The sequence below is a fragment of the Bradyrhizobium agreste genome (assembly GCF_016031625.1).
Taxonomy (GTDB): Bacteria; Pseudomonadota; Alphaproteobacteria; order Rhizobiales; family Xanthobacteraceae; genus Bradyrhizobium; species Bradyrhizobium agreste.
In genome coordinates this window covers 227930-248647 of the sequence record NZ_JACCHP010000001.1, presented here as the reverse complement: position 1 = coordinate 248647, position 20718 = coordinate 227930, and the positions used below count along the sequence as shown (strand labels likewise).

Here is a 20718-nt window from a genome sequence, read left to right as displayed (position 1 = left end):
AAGCCCTCAAGTATCCGCGCCAATGATAGCCCGCGAGCACCACGAATATTGGTGCGGCCCAGCATGACCATCGGCTGGAATTTCTCGGCGATGATCGTCTCACGTGCAGAAGCGCGAGAGATGCAGAGCAGGAAGATCGTGGAGAACCGACAGGTCCATTTCCAGTAGACCCGATTCGACCGCATCACCAAAGGCGATATTGATAACGATACGGGCCTTGGCGGTATCGACCAATGCGTCGGCGGTGATACGCAGGCCGCCTACTCGGTTTCCTCGCGAATGCGATTGACCTTGACGCTGTTTGGATCGAACTCCACTCCATCGTCATAAGAAACGCCCCCTGACTTCTTTGAAGATGCGGACCATCTCGTCCCAATCATTGCTCTCGATGCGGAGGGAGTCGAGGGCATCAAGGACTCGTGGAGAAATGCCGCGCTTGGAGCCATACCAAGCGTCTACGATCGGGCCAAATGTGGTAGGGTCAGTTCACCTTTGCCTGCGACAACTGAGAGGTTGAGTTCCTGCGCGGCAGCATCCAGGACCGGCACGGAAACGGCACTCTCGCGCGCTAGGCGCACAGCACACTCGATGTCCTTTGCAGCATTTGCAATCGAGATTGCCAGTGCATCTGGTTTCTCTCCCAACAAGAAGGCGGCGAAGGCTTGGAATATTCCACTGTTCGTAGAGCCCCGACTGACCAAAGAGCGTAGTGTTACAAGATCTATCTGTAGACTATCCGCGAATTGGCAGACCTCAGCGGCGACCGCAGCTATGCCCATAGTCATGCTGTTGTAAACAAGCTTGAGCTTGTGGCCGTGTCCGACATCTCCAACATGCATAATGGTCTCGCAAAACGCAGCAAGAATGCGTTCAGCGACGGGAAAGAGTGTTGCATCCGATCCGACCATCGCATTGAGAAGGCCGAGCTCTGCTTGCTCGGGGCTTCGTGTTACTGGAGCATCAATAAAGCTTAGACCTCGTCTTTGCGCCGTTTTCGCCAATGTAATGGTCGATGCCGGATACGAGGTCGTACAATCAATTATCAAACCTCCTCGGCACATATGAGCAAACAGTCCATCGTGATTGAGGCACACCGTCTCAACTTCGCGGCTGGACGGTAAGGACAACACCACCACACTTACATGCTGCGCCAACTCAGCGATCGACGCATGCTCGCGGGCCCCTGCACCTATCAGGCGATCAGCACCGAACCGGTTCTTGTTGACTTTGATGTGGAGTTCGCTTTGCTGACGCAGCAGGCTGATGCCTATACCTGTTCCCATGCGCCCCGCTCCGATAAGCCCTATGCTCTGCTTGATCGTTTTGGGAGCCGCGTTCGCTGATGATCCGTCGCTCATAATCTAGCATTCCGAAAGAAGCCATGGCTTTGTAGGATGGGCAACAGCTCGTGATGGTTGTTGATGGTGTAATCTGGGCCTGCGGCTTGCAGGCGCGACGCCGAAACAAATCCCCCGGTAATGGATATGCTTTTCAGCCCGAGATTGCGTGCAATATCAGTCTCGACGGGCATATCGCCGATGATGAAGGTTGACGACGGCTTCAGGTTGTACCTGTGCATATAAAGGCGAAGCCGCTCTCCTTTGCTCATCGATTTGTATTGCATGGCGCGGCTTTCAAAGGCGAGCACCTCGGTGACGTAGTCATCCACTCCAAGTCTCCTCAGCTGGAGCTGTAGAGGCGCGACTATGTGGTTGCTGAGGATGATGAGTAGTGCAGATTCTCGTCGCGCTAACTCGAGCACTCTGCGCGCCCCCTCACGTAAATCAGCTTTACCCGCAAGAGGCTCGTATGTGTCGTGAAATAGTGCGCCCTCATCACGCTCCACTATCTCAACCTCCTCCTGCGACATTCCGAGGCCACGATAGAGACGAGAAAGGGGAACATCAAAATGCTCTCGAAAGGTGTTTATATCGATGATCGGACGACCGAAGCGGTCCAAAATGACGTTCGTCGTTTCGAGCACCGCGTACGTGTCATCGAGCAGTGTTCCGTTCCAGTCAAATACGAGAGTGGGTTTCATGATGCTGACCTCAGACGGGTATTGACAGGAAGAGCGGCCAGCACAGCTTCCAAGTTTCTGTCCGCGCGCTGCCGTCCAGCGGGGGTCGGCATCTCCAACGTGAAGGGTGACAAATCGATGCCCTCTAGCCTGTTGGCTAATATGGATACAAAGGCACGGAAAGGCAGATAAGTGATTGTTGCTGCTTGGATCGCCGTCGCAATGTTGCTTTCAATGATTTTAAGGGCTGGCGGGTCCATCCTGTGGAAGCGAAGGCACTGGGCGCGTAGTTCGGGCGGCAGCCGCTTCAATGCCTGCCAGAATGCGAGCTCATCTAGAGTATCAATACCCATGCCGTAGTAGTGTGGAGCAACTATCGGCGGCGAACCAATTGCCCAATGTACGGCTTTGGCTCCAGCGGCAAGTAGCATCGTTGTGACGGCTTTGCTGGTATCACCTCGAATGAGGGCCTCGTCGACAACTATGATGGTCCGTTTGGCGACGGCAGGTTCAGAGACGCGATACTTCTGAGCAATGCGAGATTGTCGGGCCCCGGCTCTGCCCAGGAGCGTTCGCTCAAGAAATTGCGTTGCCACTACGTCACTACGCTCGGCGAGCACGCCCTGTTCGGCGAGTGATTCAAATAGACCATCGGCGTACGGCCCCCCAGTATTTGGCATGGAGGACACGATTGGCGGGATCAAGAGTGGGTCTGCTTGGAGTCGCTCCGCAACGAATCTTCCCAAGGCGAGCCCGATGTTGTGACGAGTCTGGCGATGTGAATGGCCCTCGACCGACGTGTTCGGACTTCCCAAATAGAGGGTTTCGTAGGCGCAGAGTTTGGCCTTACATCCTCGGCTGTTCAGGGTATGGTCAACTCTGCCGCCCGTCTTGGCGTCCACGCGCTGTATGCTCCCAGGCAAGAGCTGCTGGGTCTCCCCTTCCAAGCCAGCGAAGGCACAATTTTCGGAAGCAAAGAGCAACAATCCATTACTTGCCCGCATAGTCTCCAATGGTCGCAAACCGCTTCGATTGCGATATGCAACAAGATCACCGTTCTTATCTAGCAAAAGCGCGGAAATGGCACCATCGATACGATCATCGAGCTCGCGAAAGATAGCTTCGTAGTCCGCGGGCAAGCCGTGACGCCAATATTCTCGTTCGCAAGATCGTTCAATCCACCTCAGCAAGAGCTCGGCGTCTGTGTTGGCATCTATCAGTGGTCCTTGAGAGAGCAATTCGCTCCTGAGTTCATGAGCGTTCACCAAGGCGCCGTCCAGAGAAATTGCAAAATGGCGGATAGGAATTGACTGCACGTCGCAGTCATCACCTCCGCTACGGATCTGCGCGATTGCAACATGAGGCCGAAAGCGCGGGTCCTGTTCGATGCCGTCAATGCGTACTGAATTATCGTTCGATTGAAAGGCCCTCCCATATCGGATCCCACGCTCTTGCATGAAAGCAGAGACCGCGACACCTGCTTGCCCACGGAGTGCAAGTGTCGGAATCATTTTCTTCAGCTGATCAATAACACGCGACGATGGTTCGCTTGAAGCGCAGAGAAACGCACCGGCGACACCGGACATATAGTCACCCACTTTTTTAAGGAGCCGATCTGGCGGGGCGCCTCGCATGGCTAATGTGCCCTGTGAAGGCGGAAGTTCGCTTCATCCTTAAGCAAGCGTCGTACCACTCCTTTAAAAATGCTGGCTGCCAGTTCTAGAGCGAGGAGAATTGGAAGACGAGCCACTCTCAGTGAGTGTTGTGCGTCGTTCAGGCCCTCACACGGTGTTCAAGATGCTACGACTGTGTGCGAAAAGCGCCACACCGGAGCGACAAGGTGCGAGTGCTTGAAGTCGTTGAAAGCCTTCCTGTGAACGCGAAGCGGAACCTGCAAATCCCAATCGTGTTGTCGGGCGATACGCATCACTACAGCCGATATTCAGGCAACGACGGCGTAACGCAGTTCATCACCTCCGGCGGCGGAGCGTTTCTCCGCCCCACGCACCAGCTCGAGGACAACGTGGTTCTCGATCCGAAAGACGACAACAAGTCATGGCTCGGCAGGCGGGTGACCGAACTCAAGCTCAAAACGAAGCCGGATTCACCGCACGAAGATTGCGAGGCGGCAGCCTGCTATCCAAGCAGGACGGAAAGCTTGGAATTGCTGAAAGGCAACTTCAGTTTCGTGAGCCTGAACCCCGGCTTTTGTTTTCTGCGCGGAGCAATCTACTGGCCGGCGGGGCTCGCAACGGTGCATCTCTGGCCGGACTCGCTGGTGCTCGTGCCGCTTCTCTTCGGCCTGGGCTTCTGGGCCTATACCAAGCGCCAGGAAGGGAACAGCAGGGTTGTACAGTTGATCTCCGCGGCCAATGGCGCGGTGCATTCGACGGTCGCGATCCTTGCGGCTCAGTTATTCGATTATCTGAGCGGGCTGGCTTCCGCCGTTTGGAGGCTGGCACTTGCCGGGCATCGTTGTCTTCCTCGCCGAGATGACGCTCGTCGGCGCATTGCTCGGGGGCTACTGCTTCGGAATCTACCTGTACCTCACGTCAGCCCGCTACAAGATGAACCACAATGACGCTTTCAGCTCCATGAGGCTTGATAGTCACCGCAATTTCCTGCGGATGAGGATCACGGAAGACGAGGTGAAGATCTACCCGATCGGCCTTACGCGTCCCCAAGCGCAGCGAATGGCGCGTCAACACCGAGAAGAACGGCTCGCCACCGCCCGCGTATTTCCGGTAGATCCACTGTCTCCGCATTTGATTGAAGGGGTCGATTGTCGTCAAAGCGCTGGGGAAGCCGGTCATCGTCGCCACTTCCAATGCTCCGAGCGGGAAGTCCACGGCTTAAGAAGCTCCGGCGGCTATCTGCGGCTACGGTGAGGCTGGTGCCCGGCGCCTTGCGCGAGGGATCGTAACCGAAGGCCGGCACGTTTTGGCCCGGCGCGCCTGCGCGTAGAGCCCGGTCAGCTGTTGTTGACGCGCCAGTATTTCGCCCGTGGCGCATATGATAGGCTCACAAATTGGTGGGGTGCCGTATAAAGAAGCTGGTGGATGATCAGGTGAGAGGAATGAGACATGCGCTTCAAGCGTTCTGAAGGCCTGACGGCCTCCGAGAATTTGCTGGCAGAACTCTGCGACAGATCATTCCTGAAGCTTTGGACCTATCCCAACCTGTTCAAGAAACCACCGGGCAAAGAGCTGATTGATCTCCTGGTCGTATTCGGAAACGACGTCATCATCTTTTCAGATAAATCGTGCAGCTATCCAGACACAGGCGATGCCGATCTCGATTGGTCGCGCTGGTACAGACGGTCGATTGCGGACTCGGCGCACCAGATTGCACAGGCGGAGCGTTGGATACGGCCGTGCCCCGACAGGGTATTCTTGGACGCGAAATGTACTGAAAAGCTTCCGATCGAGCTGCCGAACGCGAACGATATGAGGGTGCATCGCATCTGTGTCGCGCTGGGTGCTCTGGATCGTGCGGAAGTCGAAACGGGGACACGTGCACTGAAGATCGAACCAGCCGTGCTGAACGACGCCGTACGGTTCACCGTAGGCCGGACGGACAAGGCGTCTGGCTGGGTACATGTGTTCGACGATACGAGCCTAACGACGATTCTCAGCGAGCTTTCGACGATCAAGGACTTTATCCACTATCTCGACAGCAAAGTCGCCTTGATGGAAACGGGCAACTTCAAATTCGCGGAAGCGGAAACCGATCTTTTGGCTCGTTATCTCTGGCACGACCGGACATTTCCGGCGGAAGAAGGACCATACCGGATTGTGCCCTCCCTTTGGGAGCAGGTGGAGTCATCGCCAGAGTTTCTGGCGGGCCGGGAGGCAAATGAGGTCAGCTATTTTTGGGATGGGCTCATTGAATACATTTCCGATCATTACCTGAACGAAACGCTTGAATTCGGCAATGAACTCAGCATGTCGGATCATGAGCGCACAGTTCGGATAATGGCGGGGGAGACGCGGTTCTTTAGAAGAATATTGTCCAAGGCTATTCTCGAAAGAGCGGAGATAGCTAAAAAACAAGCGATCAGTACGTTGCTGCCGTCGGATCAAAGCGATGTCAGCTACGTGCTGTATATTGGGCGCGGTGATCAAGGAAAGGATCACGCTGCTTATCGTGCCGAGCGCGCCAAGGATCTTCAGCTGCGCTGCGTAGCTGCAAAGGCAGTGAACCCAGAGAAGCGATTCATTGTGGGTATCGCAATGGACGCCCGGGGCGTGAAAGGATCATCGGAAGACTTCTTCTTCATGGACACTGTGGATTGGACCGCGGAAGACATCGACAAGGCTCAGAAAATGAGGACCGAATTCGGGTACTTCGAGGCCGGCAGCGCTATCATGTCCCGTCTCTCGGAGGATGAATATCCGGGCAGCCAGAAAGCGGTTGATGTTCGAAGACTGGCGCATGAGCTCTCGGGCCTGACAGTCTCCGAGTCGCTTGAGCTGGCAGCGATGCTCAAGGCGGCATGGGTTCTGCCCGATACCGGTAACTAGACCGCACGCGGAAAGAATCCAGCAGAAATGCCCCCGAAGGGGCATCTCGTCACGATTTTTCAGTTTCCTTTCTCTCGCGAATGACGAGCCTTCCGCTGACGGGTAGGGCGATCAGATCGACGTTAAAGCCTTTTGCCGTCGTCATGCGGCCAGACCGCGTCGATCTTGGTCCAGAACGCACTCTCGCCTTCGCCGGTGATGACGAAGGCCTCGTGGCTCGGCTTCTTGGCTTTGGGTTTTGCAGGCATTGCATTCTCCAGGTGGGGATTTGCCGCGAGGGCAGGACCGGCCGGGAGACAAAAACGTTCTGATGCCGGTCGTTGCCGGCATGATCCGCTGCCTCGAACGGGGAACACGCGAGCGTCCGAGCGGCTCGGCCCGAATCATGCCTCCCGAGAAGGGAAGCGGGAGCGGCGGTCTTTCTAGTACAATTTCAAAGGCTTGTGACAATTTTCGAAAATCAGAAGTTTGACTTGTCCCGTCGCGCAAACAGTGATGGAGTTCGACCAAGAGCGTATCGGGAACATACATCCAGAAAATGCTAAAGAGGGGGATATCCGGCGCGATTTGAAGAATCCGGCGGCTTTCGGTGGCACTACTGGGTCGCTGATTTGCTCGTCGGCTCACGCGAATGAAGGGCAGTTTTACGAACGGCTAATGGCCTTGCGGTGAGGTCAGGACAAAGAGGCGCCGCGATTCAAACAGGAGGTCGGCTGTGTCTGACCAGGACGTGCGGAATCCGAACTTCATCGAAGTGGTGAGGCGCAATCAGGAGTATCCTGAACGCTACGGCCCGTATCTCGGCGCCGTGGTGTATCTGCTTACGATCAGGGCGGCCCGCCAGAAGTCACCGCCGTGGTGGACGGCCGTGATTGCTATTGTAGGAGCGATTGGGGGGTTGGTTTGGAAATACGGTGTGCCCGGCCTGTTTTAGATCTTTGCACCGGACCCGGTGGGCTGTCGCTGGGTAATGCTGAAGCTTCGCGCTTTAGAGGCGATCCCACCCTAGGTTAGCGCAGCAAGTGTCGGATACCCCACCAGATTGGTGGCAGCGAAAGAACCAAGATTGCCGCGAACACGAACCCAGCCGCAACGTTGAACATTGTGAACTTACGCGTGGCAATGCGGGCATTGACGGATATCTGCACACATAGGTCATCGAGGTAGCGCTCGGTGACGCTGTGGTTCTCTTGCGGCTTATAGCGCTCCGTTACCCGCACATGATAGCGTCCGACCGGTATCTCGGCGATGTGCCCCCAATAGAGAAGGCTTTTGTCGTCGTCATCCTGCTGATGAAAGCGGTCTAAAATCTGCGGAACGAACGACAGAATGCACACAAGGCCGGCCGCGGCGAATAGAGGCAGGGCAACACAGAAGGCTACAGCGTAACCAGCGGGTAGGGTGGCCTGCCCGGTCAGGAGGTTTATAGAGCCGATGATCCATGCTGAGGAAAACGTCAGCAACGCAGCGTTCTTTGTCTCCGCAAATTTGACGAAGTCGATGTTGCGGCTCAGTTGAGTTGAGAGGAGTTTCTCAAACGCTTCTTCCTGGTCGTCCTTCATCGTTCGCCATCAGGTTTGTGTGTCGACGAGCGAGTAGCTGGTGCTTCTGCCGCCGGCCGCATCTTTCTTGAGGATGCCGTATGCAATCAGTTCCTCAATGTCCCTTGCCGCCGTCGCCTGGGACACCTTCGTGAGCGTTGCCCACTTCGACGACGTCAGCTTGCCCTCAAATCCATCGAACAGCCGGTTGAGGACAATCCGTTGACGTGCATTGAGCGGGCGAGCCGCGTGACGATCCCAGAAGGCCGCTTTGCGGAGGATTCCCCCGAGAATGGCATCCGCGCCATCAAAGGCGCGATCCAGGCAATCGAGGAACCACGACATCCAATCGGTGATGTCGAGGTCTCCTTTCTGGGTTCGCTCAAGGATGGTGTAATAGTCACTCCTCTCGCGCCTGATCTGCGCGGACATGCTGTAGAACCTTTGCGCGCTCTGTTCTGAGCGGGCGAGAGCGAGATCGGCTATCGCACGCGCAATGCGACCGTTGCCATCTTCAAACGGATGGATCGTCACGAACCAGAGATGTGCAAGCGCGGCCTTTAAGACAGGGTCGATGCTGCCCGGGCTGTCGTTAAACCACTCCAGAAAACTTTGCATTTCCTTCTCTAGGCGCTCAGCCGCTGGCGCTTCATAATGCACGCGCTCCCGGCCCATTGGACCTGAAACAACCTGCATCGGCCCGGTCTCGGCTGTGCGCCACGCGCCGGCGACGATCTTCGTCATGCCACTGCGTCCCGTCGGAAAGAGGGCCGCATGCCAGCTGAAGAGGCGTTCAGCTGTGAGCTCGTCCGCGTAATGTTCGGTGGCGTCCAGGATCATCTCCACCACCCCTTCGACGTGGCGGTCGGCGGGGGTGAGAGCACCAATGTCCATGCCCAGGCGACGGGCAATGGACGACCGGACTTGGTCACGGTCGAGCACCTCACCTTCGATCTCGCTCGACTTCACCACTTCTTCGGTGAGGGTCTGAAGAGTGGCTTCAGCTTTGAGCGGGAAGCCGAGACGCTCCATCCGGCCGAGCAAACGACCCTGCTTGTGACGCACGGCAACCAAGCGATCGGCAATTCCCTGCAGATTCCAGCGGAAAGTCGGCCACTGCGGTAATTCGTGGATATACGTCATAATCTCATCATTCTTTGCAGAGATTATGGGGCGTATTCTCATCACCGGCAAGCCTATTCTCCCCAAAAGATGCAGAGAAAAGTGCCGCCAACCTCTGCATGGCGGAAAAGAGGGGAAAACTGCCCAAATCTGTTACACCCGCCTTCTATCAGTTCTTCTTATGTTCTAAATATACGCGTCATGCGTGCAAGGTCAACGAGGCACCTTCGCACAGCAGAGATCAATACGCGCTGCCATCGCCGTCGCCCTTCCGGGCACCGCTCGTGCCGCGCATCAAACGGAGCACCAGCAATGGCAGGTCGGAATTGGAATAAAGAGCGTGCCACAAAGCGGATCGATGCCAAGATCGACGGCCTTCCGCTCAAGGCGATCGAGATCAAGGAATACGTCCGCGACACGGACCTCTCAAACCTGGCGAACACGGTCGCCTACCGCGTCAATGGTGTGCATCTCTACGCGGACATTCTCAACGTCAAGGATATGCTGGCGGTCACCGATATCGAGGGCGAGACGTGTCACAAGCGCACGCTCCGCTTCTTGAACTTGCACTACCGCGCAGTGCACCGGATCATCGGGCGGGTGGATGCCATCCTGGTCGACTTCCACAACCAGCGGCTCCACTCCGTAGTAGCCAAGCCTTACGATAACGAAGCAAAGCGCGTGCATCGCGCCGTCGCGACGGCGCAGCTCATCATCGAGGTCCTGGCCCAGACTGGGGAAGACGCGGATCACCCGGCTGCAAAGGTGCGGGTCGGTATCGATACCGGTAAAGCCCTAGCGGTGAATAATGGTCGCCGTGGCCATCGTGAACCGCTGTTTCTGGGCGAGCCGGCGAACTACGCCGCCAAGCGTGCCGGAGGTGGCACTGCGACTGGAATCTACCTCACCAACAAGGCGCGGAAAGCCATCGGGCTTTCCGAGGTCAAAGATGTTGATACGACGCCCCTCACCACTGCCGAAATTCAGGCCAGCCAGAAGGAAGCCAAGCTTGAGGTCACGGCCGCCGAGATCGTGAAGGAGTGGCAGGAAGATCTGAAAAATAATCCGATCAGCGCATTCGAGTTTTCCGGGCACACACCACCCTATTCGACGCTCGATATCGAAACCCTTTCCGCGAAGAACTCACGCCGCCAGGATGCCTGCACCGTGTACGGCGACCTGGACGGCTTCACCAAATACGTCGGCAACAACATCGCTACCGACGCGGGCGCGAAACATGTCGTTCGGGCTCTCCATGTCTTGCGCGCCGAACTCGACGCGGTGCTTCATGAGGACTTCAAGGGGGTGAAGGTCCGATTCATCGGCGATTGCGTCCATGGCTTGCTGGTGGAGGGTACCGCGCAAACCACTGATGTGGAGGAGACCATCAGCAACATGACCCTGTGCTCCGGCGGGATGCGGAGCAGCTTTGACCTGGCTCTTACCCGCCTGAAGGCGAACGGCACGGATGCGACCAGTCTGGGCTTGGCCATCGGCTTCGATTTTGGGCCGATGAACATTACGCGTCTAGGCATGAAGGGAGAACTCATCCGCTGCTCCGTGAGCCGCGGCGTGTTGGCGGCGGAGAAGGAACAGTCCCGCTGTGCCGGCGCGGAGACCGCGATCGGTGCCAACGCCTATGCCAAGGCCTCAGAGCCGGTGCGGACCATCTTCGGTTCGGGCCGCAAGCGCTCCGGACTAAACTATGACTCCGCGGTCGAGGAGATGTCCGCCAAGGGAGATAAGGCGGCAAAGGCTGCCAAAGCGCTTTCTGCAAGCTCCTTGCTGCAGCCGGCCTCCGCGGCCGCTCAGCCGTATCGCTTTCCAGATCGAGCGGCCGGACCCGCGAAGACGGACGGCTTCGCTTAATGTGGTACGTGACGAACCTGGCGAGGTTCAAGTCCGAGCGGGAGGCGTTGGATGGCTTGGCTGCCGACGCCGAATGGCTCAGGCCGCTAGGATGGCGCGTCGATCAATCGATGCGGTTGGTTTTCGACGCTGACATATGCGTCGGCGAGCGTGAATTCCCCCTCTCCCTTCAGTACCCGGCTCATTTTCCGCATACCCCGCCGTCGGTGCTACCTCGCGGCGACGAAACCCGCTGGTCTGTTCACCAATTCGGTCCAGGGGGAGAGCTTTGCTTGGAGTACCGGCCCGACAATTGGACATCGGATATCATGGGCGTGCAACTGGTTGAGAGCGCCCACCATTTGCTCGCCACAGAGAATCCGGCATCAGGCATACCTCAGGCCGTTGCATCGGCACATCGTCTGTCCTTGGGGCAGTCGCTGCGAGCAAGATACCTGAGGTTCTTGGTCACGCGCGAACTGAATGGTTTCCTTGCCGGCCTCACCGTGGGGACCAAACTCACGGGACATGCGGTCATGCTTTTTCGCCCGGAGGCGATCATCTACGTCGTTGATAAGATATCGCGATCAGAAGCCGACGTCTGGACGAATGAAGCCGTTCCGGCCAGCCTCAGTACCGAGACATATGAGCGGCAAGTCTCAATTCTGCGCATTCCGAACGATGTACCTGTGCCATCCGCGGCCAACTTCGAAGAATTCAGGATCGCGGTCAGCGAATTCGGGTTCTCCGATGATGAGACGTTCCTCGTTCTGGTGCGGGATGAGCAGATCCATCCTTTCGCGGTGTTCAAAGATTCCGTGTACGCAGTCGCCACCGTGCCTCCCCATGTTGAGGCAAAGAGGTTGGACGACGGTCACCAGCATTTGCAATCGAAGCTGGTCGGCGTCGTTGGCTGCGGTTCGCTGGGAAGCAAATTCGCCACCATGTTGGCAAGGTCCGGTGTGGGCCGTTTCTATCTTGTCGACGACGACGTGTTGCTTCCGGATAATTTCATGCGCCATGATCTTGATTGGCGCGATGTGGGAACGCACAAGGTCAATGCAACGGCACAGCGGTTGCGGCACGTTAACCCCACGGTAGAGGTTGCCGTACGTCGCATCCGTGTGGCTGGTCAGGAAGCAAGCGAAGATGCGGAATCCGTGCTCGGTAGATTGGCGGCTTGTGACTTGATTGTCGATGCGACCGCGAATCCAAATGTATTCAATTTGTTGGCTTCCATTGCAGGCTCTGCTCAAAAGCCGATGACCTGGGCGGAGGTCTTTGGTGGGGGCATCGGTGGCTTGATAGCTAGATCCAGGCCGAACATCGAGCCGTCGCCGCAGCTGGTGCGCAGGGCAATTGAGAACTGGTTCGGCGAAAGAGTCGCAACCCCGGTCCGGGCGACACGAGATTATGCGACTGGCGGAGAGGGCCCGCCGCTTATCGCTGATGATGCCGACGTGACATCAATTGCTGCACCCGCGGCAAGGCTCGCGATCGATACCTTGCTGAACCGCGATCCCTCGTATTTCTCTCACTCCGCATATGCGATCGGGCTCGGGGCCGGGTCCGTCTTCAGCCAAGCTTTCGAGACATACCCCATTGATCTCGGGGTCGCCCCAGAGGAGGAAAAACGGACCCTCAACACCGAGGAGGCCGGCGCACAGTTGACCGCCATTGTGAAACTGTTCAAGCCGCAATGAAGCTCATCCTGCCTGCCGCGTTGGTCGAGACATTGAAGCAGGAGTTGAGGCGAGCCGGCTCGCGCGAAATCGGCGGCGTCATGGTCGGCGAATACCTTTGTGATCAAACCTTCCGGCTGGCCGATATCTCAGTGCAAACGTCAGGCGGCTCGCGCGCTCACTTCGAGAGGGACCTGGAGCACAGTACCTCCTTCCTCAAAGAGTCCTTCGCACGGACGGGCCACGACTATAGCCGCTTCAACTATCTTGGCGAATGGCACTCACACCCTTCTTTTGCAGCGATGCCAAGTGGCCAAGATGTGGCCACCATGCGGGAAATAGTCGAGGATCCGAAGGTCGGAGTTCATTTCGCCGTGTTGTTGATCGTTAGACTCGTACGGCGCTCCGATCTTGAGCTTTCCGCGACCGTATTCCGCCCGCACGCCACTCCCATCAACGCCGAGATGGAGCTGGAAGTCTTCCAACAGTCTCAAAAGGAAAGTCTATTTCAACGGCTTATCGATCTTTTTCGATAGCAAAGGTGCGCACACCCAATCGCCTGACGAGTTCGCGGATGGTTTCGCAGACTGGTTCGATCCGTTCGGCGATCGTCGCGTCTTCGCCTGCTTGATAGGGCACAAGCGTCAAGCCTTGGAGATCCGAAGGAAGCCTAAGATCCTTGATCCTCGGATGGACAAGGATGGTCCGGTACCGGCTCAACTTGCCCATAAACAGCCCCAGCTCGAAGAGCACGTTGTCTCGCACGGTGGGCGACCGTTGACCGCGGGATTCCGTGATGTCATCGGGTTCGGCGATAGCAACGGCAAAATCCGCCTCGCCGACTTGCTTCTCAAGCGCTTCGAGGGGATAGCCGCCAGCGAAGAAGACGCCATCGTCCCATACCGTGCTGAACACGTCCTTCTCCAATCCGGTGCGAAGGGCGTGCGCGATCTTGAGCGCCTCGGATGAGGACATGACGAACAGCTTAGGGGCTTGATTAGGGAGATAGATTGTCTTGTTGCGCTGATGCAGTCGCTTCGACAGTTCTTGGGCGATCGGCAGCCATACGCCGGGAAATTTATCGCCGACAGCCATAAACGCCGCGCTGGTCAACTTGAGTGCCACGGCCTGCTCAAGAGTTGTTACAGTTGCCGCACGCGGAAGCGATGCCTCAATGGCGGCCATTTCACCCACGTGTTGCCCGGCTGAGCGAGTTGCAACGTGGGCACCATTGACGATAACGGCGACAGCTCCGGCTACCAGCAGATAAATGTCGTTATCGACGGCATTCTGGACGATGATGTTATCGCCCGGCTTGAATTCGACAAGCTCTCCGGCGTTAGCCAAGGCGTTGGCGATCTCCAACTGGCCCCCCGCAAAATCCTGGCGGCGAAGGGACGCAATGAGCTGAGGGCGGTTCTGCTCTCCTTCAAATCGCTCTTTCATCTCCACCTCAGCGCATTGATTGAAATCCTTGGTGCGGGCGGCCGGACTCGAACCGGCACAGGCCTCTCGGCCCCACGGATTTTCGTACCACTTCGGCTTTCGCCGCCGCCTATCCGGCGTTCGTGGTCTGGACTATCCCTTCACCCTGGCGCTTGTCCGCTGTAGGTGCTGCCCGTCTAGTCTCTACACCTTCCCCCTGGCGGGGGCTTGGCTCGGGATTGCCAGTGAAGGTTTCCCCGACTTTGAGCAGTTCTGCTCCTGGGGTTTCCCCCAGGGCACTCAATGGCTTAAGTCCGATGCGTCTACCAGTTCCGCCACGCCCGCATCCAGCCATCTATACGGCGCAAATCGCCTAAGGCAAGAGAATACAGTCTCTATGTCGCCGGCCACGAGCGGCGGCCAACCACGCGCGGTGGGAGATCTTCCTGTTGCTGCGATAGGGCTGCGTCGCGAGCTTTGGCTCGCTGCTCAAGTTCGACGACCGTAGGAGGTCACTTTGCCGTCAGGCTCGACATCGTTCTGTTTTACACAGCGTGTGCCCGGCGCTCAGGACGTGGCGTCGGGTTCTGCTTTTGGCGAGCATCAATTTATCGATCTCGCAAGTGATGAGATCTTGCAGCCACTCTCATTAGCGCACGAGAGGGCGATGGTTACTGTCGATTCTGGGGCGAGCGGCGTCGTGGATCCGATTGGCCTCATGCCGCTCCGCAAAGCTATTGCGGAAAGGCTCGCGGCGCAGACAGGCTCTGATTGGAGTGCGGAAGAGATCGCAATCGCTGCCGGCTCAAAGGAAGCGCTGCTTTATGCCGGCTTGGCCGTCCTTGAGCGGGGCGACGAGGTTATCATCATCCGCCACTGGCAGCCGTTTGTCCCAGCACTGGTTCACGCCGCTGGCGCAGTACCAGTGTTCGTCGACACCCAGCGCCCACGATATACGCCTGATGTCAACTCAATCCGAGCTGCCATTAGATCGCGGACTAAAGCGATGATTATCAATTCACCCAACAATCCGACGGGCGCAGTCTACAGTCGAACAACATTGCAGGAGGTCGGCGAGCTTGCTATCGAATTCCGAAGTTTCGGACGAGCGCTACTCAACGTTAGTATTCACTGGTTTACACTCGCCATGAGTCGATCGTCGTGGCGCACCTCGCCGTGCGATCGCGAACGATCATAGTCAATCCATGTTCAGAGGTGCTGGCGATATCAGGCTCTCGCTTGCGTTATTTTGCGGCTCCCAGGCCATCCTTTCCGCCGCAAGAAAGCTTCAGGGCTATGCAGCGATAATACCAAGTCGAGAGGCGCAGCAGGCTGCGCTGAGCCACTTTCAGGTCGCCGGCGGCCGCATTGAGCGGGAGATATACCAACGGCTTTTCGGTGCTCGCGACATGGGTCTTAACATCCTTTCTAACCTACGTGATGTCACCCCACCTCGTGCCGACGGGGCATTCTTCTTCTATCTTGATCTGAACAGGCTTGCATCTGCTTTGCAGGACGAAGGTCGCGTTGGAGTGACGGATGATTTTGCAAGCTGGCTGCTGAAGCAAACTAATGTGGCCTGCGTTGCGGGAGACGCGTTTGGCGACGTCAACGGCCTGCGACTCTCATTCTACGCCCCACCGGGGACATCGGCGATCGGACTGACGCGCATCGTCCAGGCGCTAAATAGCCTTAGGATAAAATAACCGCCGGCGTCCAGTCCCAGACGAAAGGCATGGATATGAATAGCTGCGCGTCAGCTGATGACTGGCACTTCGCAATGTAAGCAGCTCCTATGTCCGTTAACGGCGAGCATCGGTTGAATTGTGACATCAAAGACTGCGGTTCGCCGCCGCCTCTGGAGGTCACGTCTCCTGATCTGGTCTGGAACAGAAGGATCGGTTAACGATCTCACTATCCGGTAAAGAGTTCCGCTGCACTCGTTCACTCGATGTCGGATAAGGCACAAAGGACCGCAGGTCGCAGGCACGCAGATTGTCGCCGCAGGCGGGAGTGCTTGGTCCGAAACCGAACGCGTCCGGTGTCACGAATCGGTCAAGTCGCTTCCAACTCCGACTTTGATCAGACAATCGCCAGCGATTCCTCTGATTGGAACTGGCCCAGAGCGTGCATCGTGACAGATGGGAGCCCATCTGAGTCTCGCGATATGAGCAGCAGTTGCGGCGCCTTCAAATCGAGTTGGTCACCGACATTAGGTTCGAAGACAGTATGCGCATCTGCGGTATCAAACTGACCCATGACGGAGCAGTCGCCCTTATCGAGGACGGACGGCTTGTCTTTTGTGTCGAGCAGGAGAAGCGGGGCAATAATCCGCGATATCAAAAAATCAACAATCTCGATGCGGTTGTTGTCGCCCTAGCAGAGCACGGTTTAGATCCGCGGGACGTTGATCGGTTTGTCATCGACGGATGGTGGGGCGAGGTTGAGTCACAATTTGAGGTTTTCAGTGGGACTGCACCCATCACCCTTAAAGGGGCGCCGTATGTTGAGGGCGATGCCGAAGGCCTCCTCATAGCGCACGACGGCTCTGGGCTGATGCTCAACGAGAGCGCCTTCCCTTATAAAAGCTATCCGCATGTCACAGCCCATGTGGCTTCCGCTTTTTGTACTAGCCCGTTCGCCAAGGCTGGCCAGCCCGCGTTCTGTCTGGTGTGGGACGGAGCTTCCTTTCCACGTCTCTACCATGTAGAGCGCCGCGCCGCCAGGTTCCTCGAGTGCCTCTTCCCGCTGATCGGGCATGCTTATGCTGCCGCGGGCTATCACTTCGGACCATACAAGCAGACGAACCGGACCAAGTGGGACCTCGGTGTTGCGGGCAAGTTGATGGCCTACATCGCGCTCGGTTCAGCCGATGAAAGCATTGTCGAGGTATTTCAGGAGCTCTACGAAAAGCACTTTAGCACGTTTACGGAGCCAGTCGATCGTTGCAGCGAGGACGCCGCGCTTGAGCCTGTCCACGAGTTCTTCGATGCCTGCGCGCTACGGTTCAAAGCCAAAGCCCCCGAAGATGTGCTTGCATCCTTTCATTGCTTCCAAGAGCGTCTGCTCGTTACCAAACTCGCGAGTGCTATACAGAGACATTCGAGGCTTCCCGCGCGCAATCTGTGCATCGCCGGCGGTTGCGGTCTCAACATAAAATGGAATAGCGCAGTACGAGCTGCTGGCTTGTTCGATGCTATCTGGGTGCCACCCTTTCCGAATGACAGTGGCTCGGCAATAGGTGCCGCTTGCTCCGCATTGGCGGCGGACCAAGGCTTTGTACCATTGGAATGGTCCGTCTATAGTGGTCCAGCTGTGGAGCGAGGCGAGGTGCCGCCCGGATGGGGCGGCTCACCATGTAGCATGCGTGAACTTGCAACCATTCTCGCCAGCAACAAGCCCGTCATTTTCCTTTCCGGCCGCGCGGAACTTGGACCTCGGGCTTTGGGTAGCAGAAGCATACTGGCCGCGGCGACATCGCCGCGAATGAAGGACCATCTCAACGAGATCAAACTTCGCGAGCACTTCCGGCCTGTAGCGCCAATATGCCTAGAGGATCGTGCGCCGGAGATTTTTAGTCCTGGAACGCCAGACCCTTACATGCTCTTCGAGCACCTAACACGAGCAGAATGGCGGGACAAGATCCCCGCTGTTGTGCATCTGGACGGATCTGCGCGATTGCAGACTATTTGCAGGACCTCTCAGCACAAAATCGCCGAACTTCTCGTCGAATACGAAGCCCTTACGGGCATTCCGCTACTATGCAACACAAGCGCCAATCACAATGGACGCGGGTTTTTCCCGAATGCGGCATCTGCCTGCCAGTGGGACCGCGTTGGCCACGTGTGGTGCGATGGCGTGCTGTGGACGAAACGCGCGGGCGGCGACCAAGCGCCGGCCAACGGCATCTTTCTCTCTCAGCGCAGCGAAGCTGGACCGTACGCCGAAGATCGGATACCTCCCGCCAGAGGCCACCTTGCTTGACGAATGCAATCGCGGCAGGCCCCAGGGGTAATCCTAGGGGCAGCGCCATGACGATTTCGAGCGCGGGGGTGATCACATCGCTGGAGCGGCGGCGTGGTGGTCGCTGGATGAGAGGGAGCGGCTTGTTGCAGCATCTCTGGAGCTTGGCGCCAGCGTTTCCGAGGCGGCTCCATGTCCGGCCTTCATGTGAGCCAGCTGTTCAGGTGGCGCAAGTAGCTTTGCAAGCACGCTGAAGCGAGTATATGGCGCCTTCCTGGCGGTCGAGATTGGCTCGTCTGTGCCACCGCGGGAAGTGGCCGAAGCGCCATTGACGACGACGGCAGCGCGTCGATCGAAAGGGCCAGGGCATCATCGACATTGATCTTGGTACGGGGCACCGCATCCGGATCGATGGCGAAACTGATACCGTCGCTCGTCTTTGGAGGAATCCGAAACTCGACATTCGGGAACATCATGCCGATGTTTGCAAGCCTGCCGTCCGCCTTGAACTGAAGTATTCGACGATGGTTGGCGATGCTCATGTAATCAGTTATTCCGAGCACATGAAGGTCGCTCTGCGTCTCAAGCGCTGCTAGGTAGGGTGCCACCCTCCGACAAAATTATCAGCAAGAATGCAGCCTGGAGTGTGAATGTGAGGATCCCATCTTCTCCAAATCGAACCTACTTCGAAACTCAAATTGATACCCCAGCAATATGGGGGCAACTCCGGTACCATGCCGGTGACATCTTCGTTCGACGACCGCGAAAATAGATTAGGAGGCAGGCGCGCAACTGCAGAGGGATGAATAGGACTAATGACTCAGAAGCGACCCACCACTTAAGTTTGACGCGTAATAGTTGGCTAACTTGGCGCTCGCGCTCGCCTCTCCGGAGGCGTTGGTGACCGGCCACTTGGCCTTGGCCATCAACTGTATGGACGTGAAATACGTGCTTCGAAATATCCAAACCAATTGTCGCGGCTTCCATTGGTGAATTGCACCTGTTAGCGGGTTCGTCCATCGCCAGTATATCGCCGGCGCCGAGGAAGCGGGGCCGTCTTCCCCATCAACGGCCGGCTGCGGGATGAATTGTTGAACGAGACGCTGTTCACGTCGCTGGCCCAGGCCCGCGTCGCACTCGGATGCTGGCGGGCCGACTACAACGATGCACGACCACCCGCGGCTCGGATGGAAGACGCCCTCCGAGTTCGCCATCACCTGCAACCCGCGCCGGGACCTGGCGCTACGCTATGCCGAGAGCTCCGCGCCAGCTCCCGTCGCTACCATCGCCCAAACGGGCAGACCCAACTGTCAGACCGAACTCAGGACTGGATAAAACTTCGGGGCAAGGTCATTATCCGCCCCGTGTGAGTCACACAGGCACCTATCTCTCAAATAGATCGGAGTGAGTCCCGGTTCGCACAAGCGCTAGAACGTCGCCCTCATCCCGATAAATGAGACACCAGTCGCCTTGGACGTGGCAGCCTCGATAGCTCTCCCAAGGCCCCTTCAGCGGATGGTCATCGTCAATCGGCAAAAGTGGAGTCCCGGATCGAAGCTTGTTCACGATGGTGACAAGCTTGTCGATCCGGTAGCCCCGGCTCTTAATCCGCATCAGATCTTTCTTGTACTAGGTTGTGAGTCGGAGGGGCTTCATCCCCTCCTAGTATCACTTTTCGTTCAGGATATCCTCAAACAGCTCCTCAGTTGTCCCCTGAACAACTTCGCCGCCGCCTGATTCTGCTTCCTGTAGGGCCGCCAGTGTGACCGCGTTAGGAACGCAGACATCAAAGGGGAGACCTTTCCGAAAGACAACTTGACGATAGAACATACCAATGGCGTCAGTAGCACTTAGCCCAATGGCGGCGAACACTTTCTCCGCCTTCGCCTTAATAGTGGGTTCAATCCGAGCGTTGATTGTTGCTGTCTTGGCCATGTGTCCACCTCTCAAGGTGCGCAGTACGATCTTGATGTGTCGCACTGCTTCGTCTGTACGTCCGGTGTACTCACGAACGCCACACACCCGCAACACGTTTCCACACAGGAAAAGAAAATTTAATTAATCGGGAATTTTGTCCGTACTTCAAAGGCTTACGGCCACTTTTACCATTTTGGAAGGGGCCAATTCGGCCCATTTCGCGTATTGCTGCCCGAACGTGTGAAAACTGCCACACGATGGCTAGCTCTTTCCTCCATCGACACCCGGAAGTTCCGCGTTACCCAAACGGCCGGTTCGGCTCCAGCGGCAAGCCCCGCATCAATCAAATCCCAATCGTCCAGACACGATCAGCGATGCCCAGCGCGACCACCGGCGTGGTCCGCACGCTTCATGTACCCAGCAGAGGTTGTAATGGGACACGTACAGACTGACCGCCGCAGCATGGTTGGTGAGTTTCTTTGAAGAGCCGTTGGTGAGGCGAGCGAACCGGCGCTGCGTCATGCGCAGGGGTCAGGTTCTGGAGCTCCAACCGTTGGACAATTTCGGCGAAACGATCGCCGTGATGCGGATGATGGTGCGCTGTCTGCTCGCGTTGCACTCCTTGCAGCTGCCCGGACTGAAAGTTGGGTAGCCCGCGACCAGGAGCAGCACCAGCA

General features: G+C 57.2%; 20 protein-coding genes and 1 pseudogene. 10 read left to right on the top strand and 11 right to left on the bottom strand.

All coding sequences use genetic code 11. From position 1 onward, the window contains the following. Positions 1–455 precede the first annotated feature (455 nt). Genes HZZ13_RS00945 through HZZ13_RS00935 form a run of 3 tightly spaced genes read right to left on the bottom strand, consistent with a single transcriptional unit; the run spans position 456 to position 3606 of the window. Positions 456–1358 (bottom strand): NAD(P)-dependent oxidoreductase, encoded by a 903-nt coding sequence (locus HZZ13_RS00945; RefSeq protein WP_197957811.1) that lies wholly within the window; start codon positions 1356–1358, stop codon positions 456–458. After that, complete coding sequence (locus HZZ13_RS00940; protein ID WP_197957810.1) at positions 1355–2041, bottom strand: HAD family hydrolase; 687 nt, start codon at positions 2039–2041, stop codon at positions 1355–1357. Before HZZ13_RS00940 ends, HZZ13_RS00945 begins: the two co-directional genes overlap by 4 nt. Then, positions 2038–3606, bottom strand: coding sequence for an amidophosphoribosyltransferase (locus tag HZZ13_RS00935; RefSeq protein WP_246504232.1), 1569 nt, complete (start codon positions 3604–3606; stop codon positions 2038–2040). The genes HZZ13_RS00940 and HZZ13_RS00935 overlap by 4 nt, the downstream gene beginning before the upstream one ends. Positions 3607–3866: 260 nt before the next feature. Here HZZ13_RS00935 and HZZ13_RS00930 point away from each other — a divergent pair, with 260 nt between their 5' ends. Next, complete coding sequence (locus HZZ13_RS00930; protein WP_197957809.1) at positions 3867–4601, top strand: hypothetical protein; 735 nt, start codon at positions 3867–3869, stop codon at positions 4599–4601. Here the strand turns inward: HZZ13_RS00930 and HZZ13_RS00925 are convergent. Continuing rightward, a complete protein-coding gene (locus HZZ13_RS00925) occupies positions 4573–4869 on the bottom strand; it encodes a hypothetical protein (RefSeq protein ID WP_197957808.1) in 297 nt (98 codons plus the stop codon). The two genes, HZZ13_RS00930 and HZZ13_RS00925, sit on opposite strands and share 29 nt — an antisense overlap. 234 nt (positions 4870–5103) lie before the next feature. On the opposite strand from HZZ13_RS00925, the gene HZZ13_RS00920 reads away from it, so the two are divergent. After that, positions 5104–6543, top strand: a complete 1440-nt coding sequence (locus tag HZZ13_RS00920) for a hypothetical protein (RefSeq protein WP_197957807.1) — start codon at positions 5104–5106, stop codon at positions 6541–6543. Between the two features lie 122 nt (positions 6544–6665). Here HZZ13_RS00920 and HZZ13_RS37310 read toward each other — a convergent pair whose 3' ends face one another. Further along, positions 6666–6791 carry a hypothetical protein gene (locus HZZ13_RS37310; protein ID WP_311972575.1) on the bottom strand — a complete coding sequence of 42 codons (126 nt, stop codon included), beginning with the start codon at positions 6789–6791 and terminating at the stop codon, positions 6666–6668. Positions 6792–7258: 467 nt separating this feature from the next. On the opposite strand from HZZ13_RS37310, the gene HZZ13_RS00910 reads away from it, so the two are divergent. Further along, a complete protein-coding gene (locus HZZ13_RS00910) occupies positions 7259–7477 on the top strand; it encodes a hypothetical protein (protein WP_197957806.1) in 219 nt (72 codons plus the stop codon). 76 nt (positions 7478–7553) lie between these two features. On the opposite strand, the gene HZZ13_RS00905 is transcribed toward HZZ13_RS00910, so the two are convergent. Together HZZ13_RS00905 and HZZ13_RS00900 are read right to left on the bottom strand one after the other, a co-directional pair. After that, positions 7554–8105 (bottom strand): Pycsar system effector family protein, encoded by a 552-nt coding sequence (locus HZZ13_RS00905; protein WP_197957805.1) that lies wholly within the window; start codon positions 8103–8105, stop codon positions 7554–7556. 9 nt (positions 8106–8114) lie between these two features. After that, positions 8115–9227 carry a Fic family protein gene (locus HZZ13_RS00900; protein ID WP_197957804.1) on the bottom strand — a complete coding sequence of 371 codons (1113 nt, stop codon included), beginning with the start codon at positions 9225–9227 and terminating at the stop codon, positions 8115–8117. Between the two features lie 291 nt (positions 9228–9518). Here HZZ13_RS00900 and HZZ13_RS00895 point away from each other — a divergent pair, with 291 nt between their 5' ends. The 3 genes from HZZ13_RS00895 to HZZ13_RS00885 are packed head-to-tail and all read left to right on the top strand — an operon-like array spanning position 9519 to position 13272. Further along, positions 9519–11075, top strand: coding sequence for an adenylate/guanylate cyclase domain-containing protein (locus HZZ13_RS00895; RefSeq protein WP_197957803.1), 1557 nt, complete (start codon positions 9519–9521; stop codon positions 11073–11075). Then, positions 11075–12757 (top strand): ThiF family adenylyltransferase, encoded by a 1683-nt coding sequence (locus HZZ13_RS00890; protein WP_197957802.1) that lies wholly within the window; start codon positions 11075–11077, stop codon positions 12755–12757. The genes HZZ13_RS00895 and HZZ13_RS00890 overlap by 1 nt, the downstream gene beginning before the upstream one ends. Beyond that, positions 12754–13272 (top strand): Mov34/MPN/PAD-1 family protein, encoded by a 519-nt coding sequence (locus HZZ13_RS00885; protein ID WP_197957801.1) that lies wholly within the window; start codon positions 12754–12756, stop codon positions 13270–13272. Before HZZ13_RS00890 ends, HZZ13_RS00885 begins: the two co-directional genes overlap by 4 nt. Here the strand turns inward: HZZ13_RS00885 and HZZ13_RS00880 are convergent. Beyond that, the gene (locus HZZ13_RS00880; protein ID WP_197957800.1) at positions 13253–14182 is read right to left on the bottom strand and encodes a TIR domain-containing protein; all 930 of its coding nucleotides are present in this window, start codon (positions 14180–14182) and stop codon (positions 13253–13255) included. The genes HZZ13_RS00885 and HZZ13_RS00880 overlap by 20 nt on opposite strands. Positions 14183–14678: 496 nt before the next feature. Between HZZ13_RS00880 and HZZ13_RS00875 the strand changes: the two genes are divergently transcribed. The 3 genes from HZZ13_RS00875 to nodU all read left to right on the top strand — a co-directional run bounded on the left by HZZ13_RS00875 (position 14679) and on the right by nodU (position 18145). Continuing rightward, on the top strand, positions 14679–15359 hold the full coding sequence (locus HZZ13_RS00875; protein WP_197957799.1) for an aminotransferase class I/II-fold pyridoxal phosphate-dependent enzyme: 681 nt from the start codon (positions 14679–14681) through the stop codon (positions 15357–15359). A 7-nt stretch (positions 15360–15366) separates the two neighbouring features. Continuing rightward, on the top strand, positions 15367–15867 hold the full coding sequence (locus HZZ13_RS00870) for an aminotransferase class I/II-fold pyridoxal phosphate-dependent enzyme (protein WP_197957798.1): 501 nt from the start codon (positions 15367–15369) through the stop codon (positions 15865–15867). Positions 15868–16390: 523 nt separating this feature from the next. Then, positions 16391–18145 carry a nodulation protein NodU gene (nodU, locus tag HZZ13_RS00865; protein ID WP_197958081.1) on the top strand — a complete coding sequence of 585 codons (1755 nt, stop codon included), beginning with the start codon at positions 16391–16393 and terminating at the stop codon, positions 18143–18145. A gap of 182 nt (positions 18146–18327) precedes the next feature. Here the strand turns inward: nodU and HZZ13_RS00860 are convergent, their stop codons facing one another. Then, positions 18328–18666, bottom strand: a complete 339-nt coding sequence (locus HZZ13_RS00860; protein WP_197957797.1) for a hypothetical protein — start codon at positions 18664–18666, stop codon at positions 18328–18330. 525 nt (positions 18667–19191) lie between these two features. On the opposite strand from HZZ13_RS00860, the pseudogene HZZ13_RS00855 reads away from it, so the two are divergent. After that, a pseudogene (locus HZZ13_RS00855) lies at positions 19192–19459 on the top strand (integrase core domain-containing protein); the annotation flags it as partial. Between the two features lie 48 nt (positions 19460–19507). Here HZZ13_RS00855 and HZZ13_RS37560 read toward each other — a convergent pair. Beyond that, on the bottom strand, positions 19508–19741 hold the full coding sequence (locus tag HZZ13_RS37560; RefSeq protein WP_376707017.1) for a type II toxin-antitoxin system YafQ family toxin: 234 nt from the start codon (positions 19739–19741) through the stop codon (positions 19508–19510). Positions 19742–19792: 51 nt separating this feature from the next. Then, positions 19793–20059, bottom strand: a complete 267-nt coding sequence (locus HZZ13_RS00845) for a type II toxin-antitoxin system RelB/DinJ family antitoxin (protein ID WP_104464508.1) — start codon at positions 20057–20059, stop codon at positions 19793–19795. Positions 20060–20718: the final 659 nt, after the last annotated feature.

Excerpts from the sequence above, each read along its gene's own strand:
- HZZ13_RS00900 (WP_197957804.1), bottom strand. The coding sequence starts at position 9,227 with ATGACGTATATCCACGAATTACCGCAGTGGCCGACTTTCCGCTGGAAT.
- HZZ13_RS37310 (WP_311972575.1), bottom strand. The coding sequence starts at position 6,791 with ATGCCTGCAAAACCCAAAGCCAAGAAGCCGAGCCACGAGGCCTTCGTC.
- HZZ13_RS00935 (WP_246504232.1), bottom strand. The coding sequence starts at position 3,606 with ATGTCCGGTGTCGCCGGTGCGTTTCTCTGCGCTTCAAGCGAACCATCG.
- HZZ13_RS00890 (WP_197957802.1), top strand. The coding sequence starts at position 11,075 with ATGTGGTACGTGACGAACCTGGCGAGGTTCAAGTCCGAGCGGGAGGCG.
- HZZ13_RS00945 (WP_197957811.1), bottom strand. The coding sequence starts at position 1,358 with ATGAGCGACGGATCATCAGCGAACGCGGCTCCCAAAACGATCAAGCAG.
- HZZ13_RS00860 (WP_197957797.1), bottom strand. The coding sequence starts at position 18,666 with ATGAGCATCGCCAACCATCGTCGAATACTTCAGTTCAAGGCGGACGGC.
- HZZ13_RS00845 (WP_104464508.1), bottom strand. The coding sequence starts at position 20,059 with ATGGCCAAGACAGCAACAATCAACGCTCGGATTGAACCCACTATTAAG.
- HZZ13_RS00895 (WP_197957803.1), top strand. The coding sequence starts at position 9,519 with ATGGCAGGTCGGAATTGGAATAAAGAGCGTGCCACAAAGCGGATCGAT.
- HZZ13_RS00940 (WP_197957810.1), bottom strand. The coding sequence starts at position 2,041 with ATGAAACCCACTCTCGTATTTGACTGGAACGGAACACTGCTCGATGAC.
- HZZ13_RS00920 (WP_197957807.1), top strand. The coding sequence starts at position 5,104 with ATGCGCTTCAAGCGTTCTGAAGGCCTGACGGCCTCCGAGAATTTGCTG.
- HZZ13_RS00870 (WP_197957798.1), top strand. The coding sequence starts at position 15,367 with ATGTTCAGAGGTGCTGGCGATATCAGGCTCTCGCTTGCGTTATTTTGC.
- nodU (WP_197958081.1), top strand. The coding sequence starts at position 16,391 with ATGCGCATCTGCGGTATCAAACTGACCCATGACGGAGCAGTCGCCCTT.
- HZZ13_RS00885 (WP_197957801.1), top strand. The coding sequence starts at position 12,754 with ATGAAGCTCATCCTGCCTGCCGCGTTGGTCGAGACATTGAAGCAGGAG.
- HZZ13_RS00905 (WP_197957805.1), bottom strand. The coding sequence starts at position 8,105 with ATGAAGGACGACCAGGAAGAAGCGTTTGAGAAACTCCTCTCAACTCAA.
- HZZ13_RS00880 (WP_197957800.1), bottom strand. The coding sequence starts at position 14,182 with ATGAAAGAGCGATTTGAAGGAGAGCAGAACCGCCCTCAGCTCATTGCG.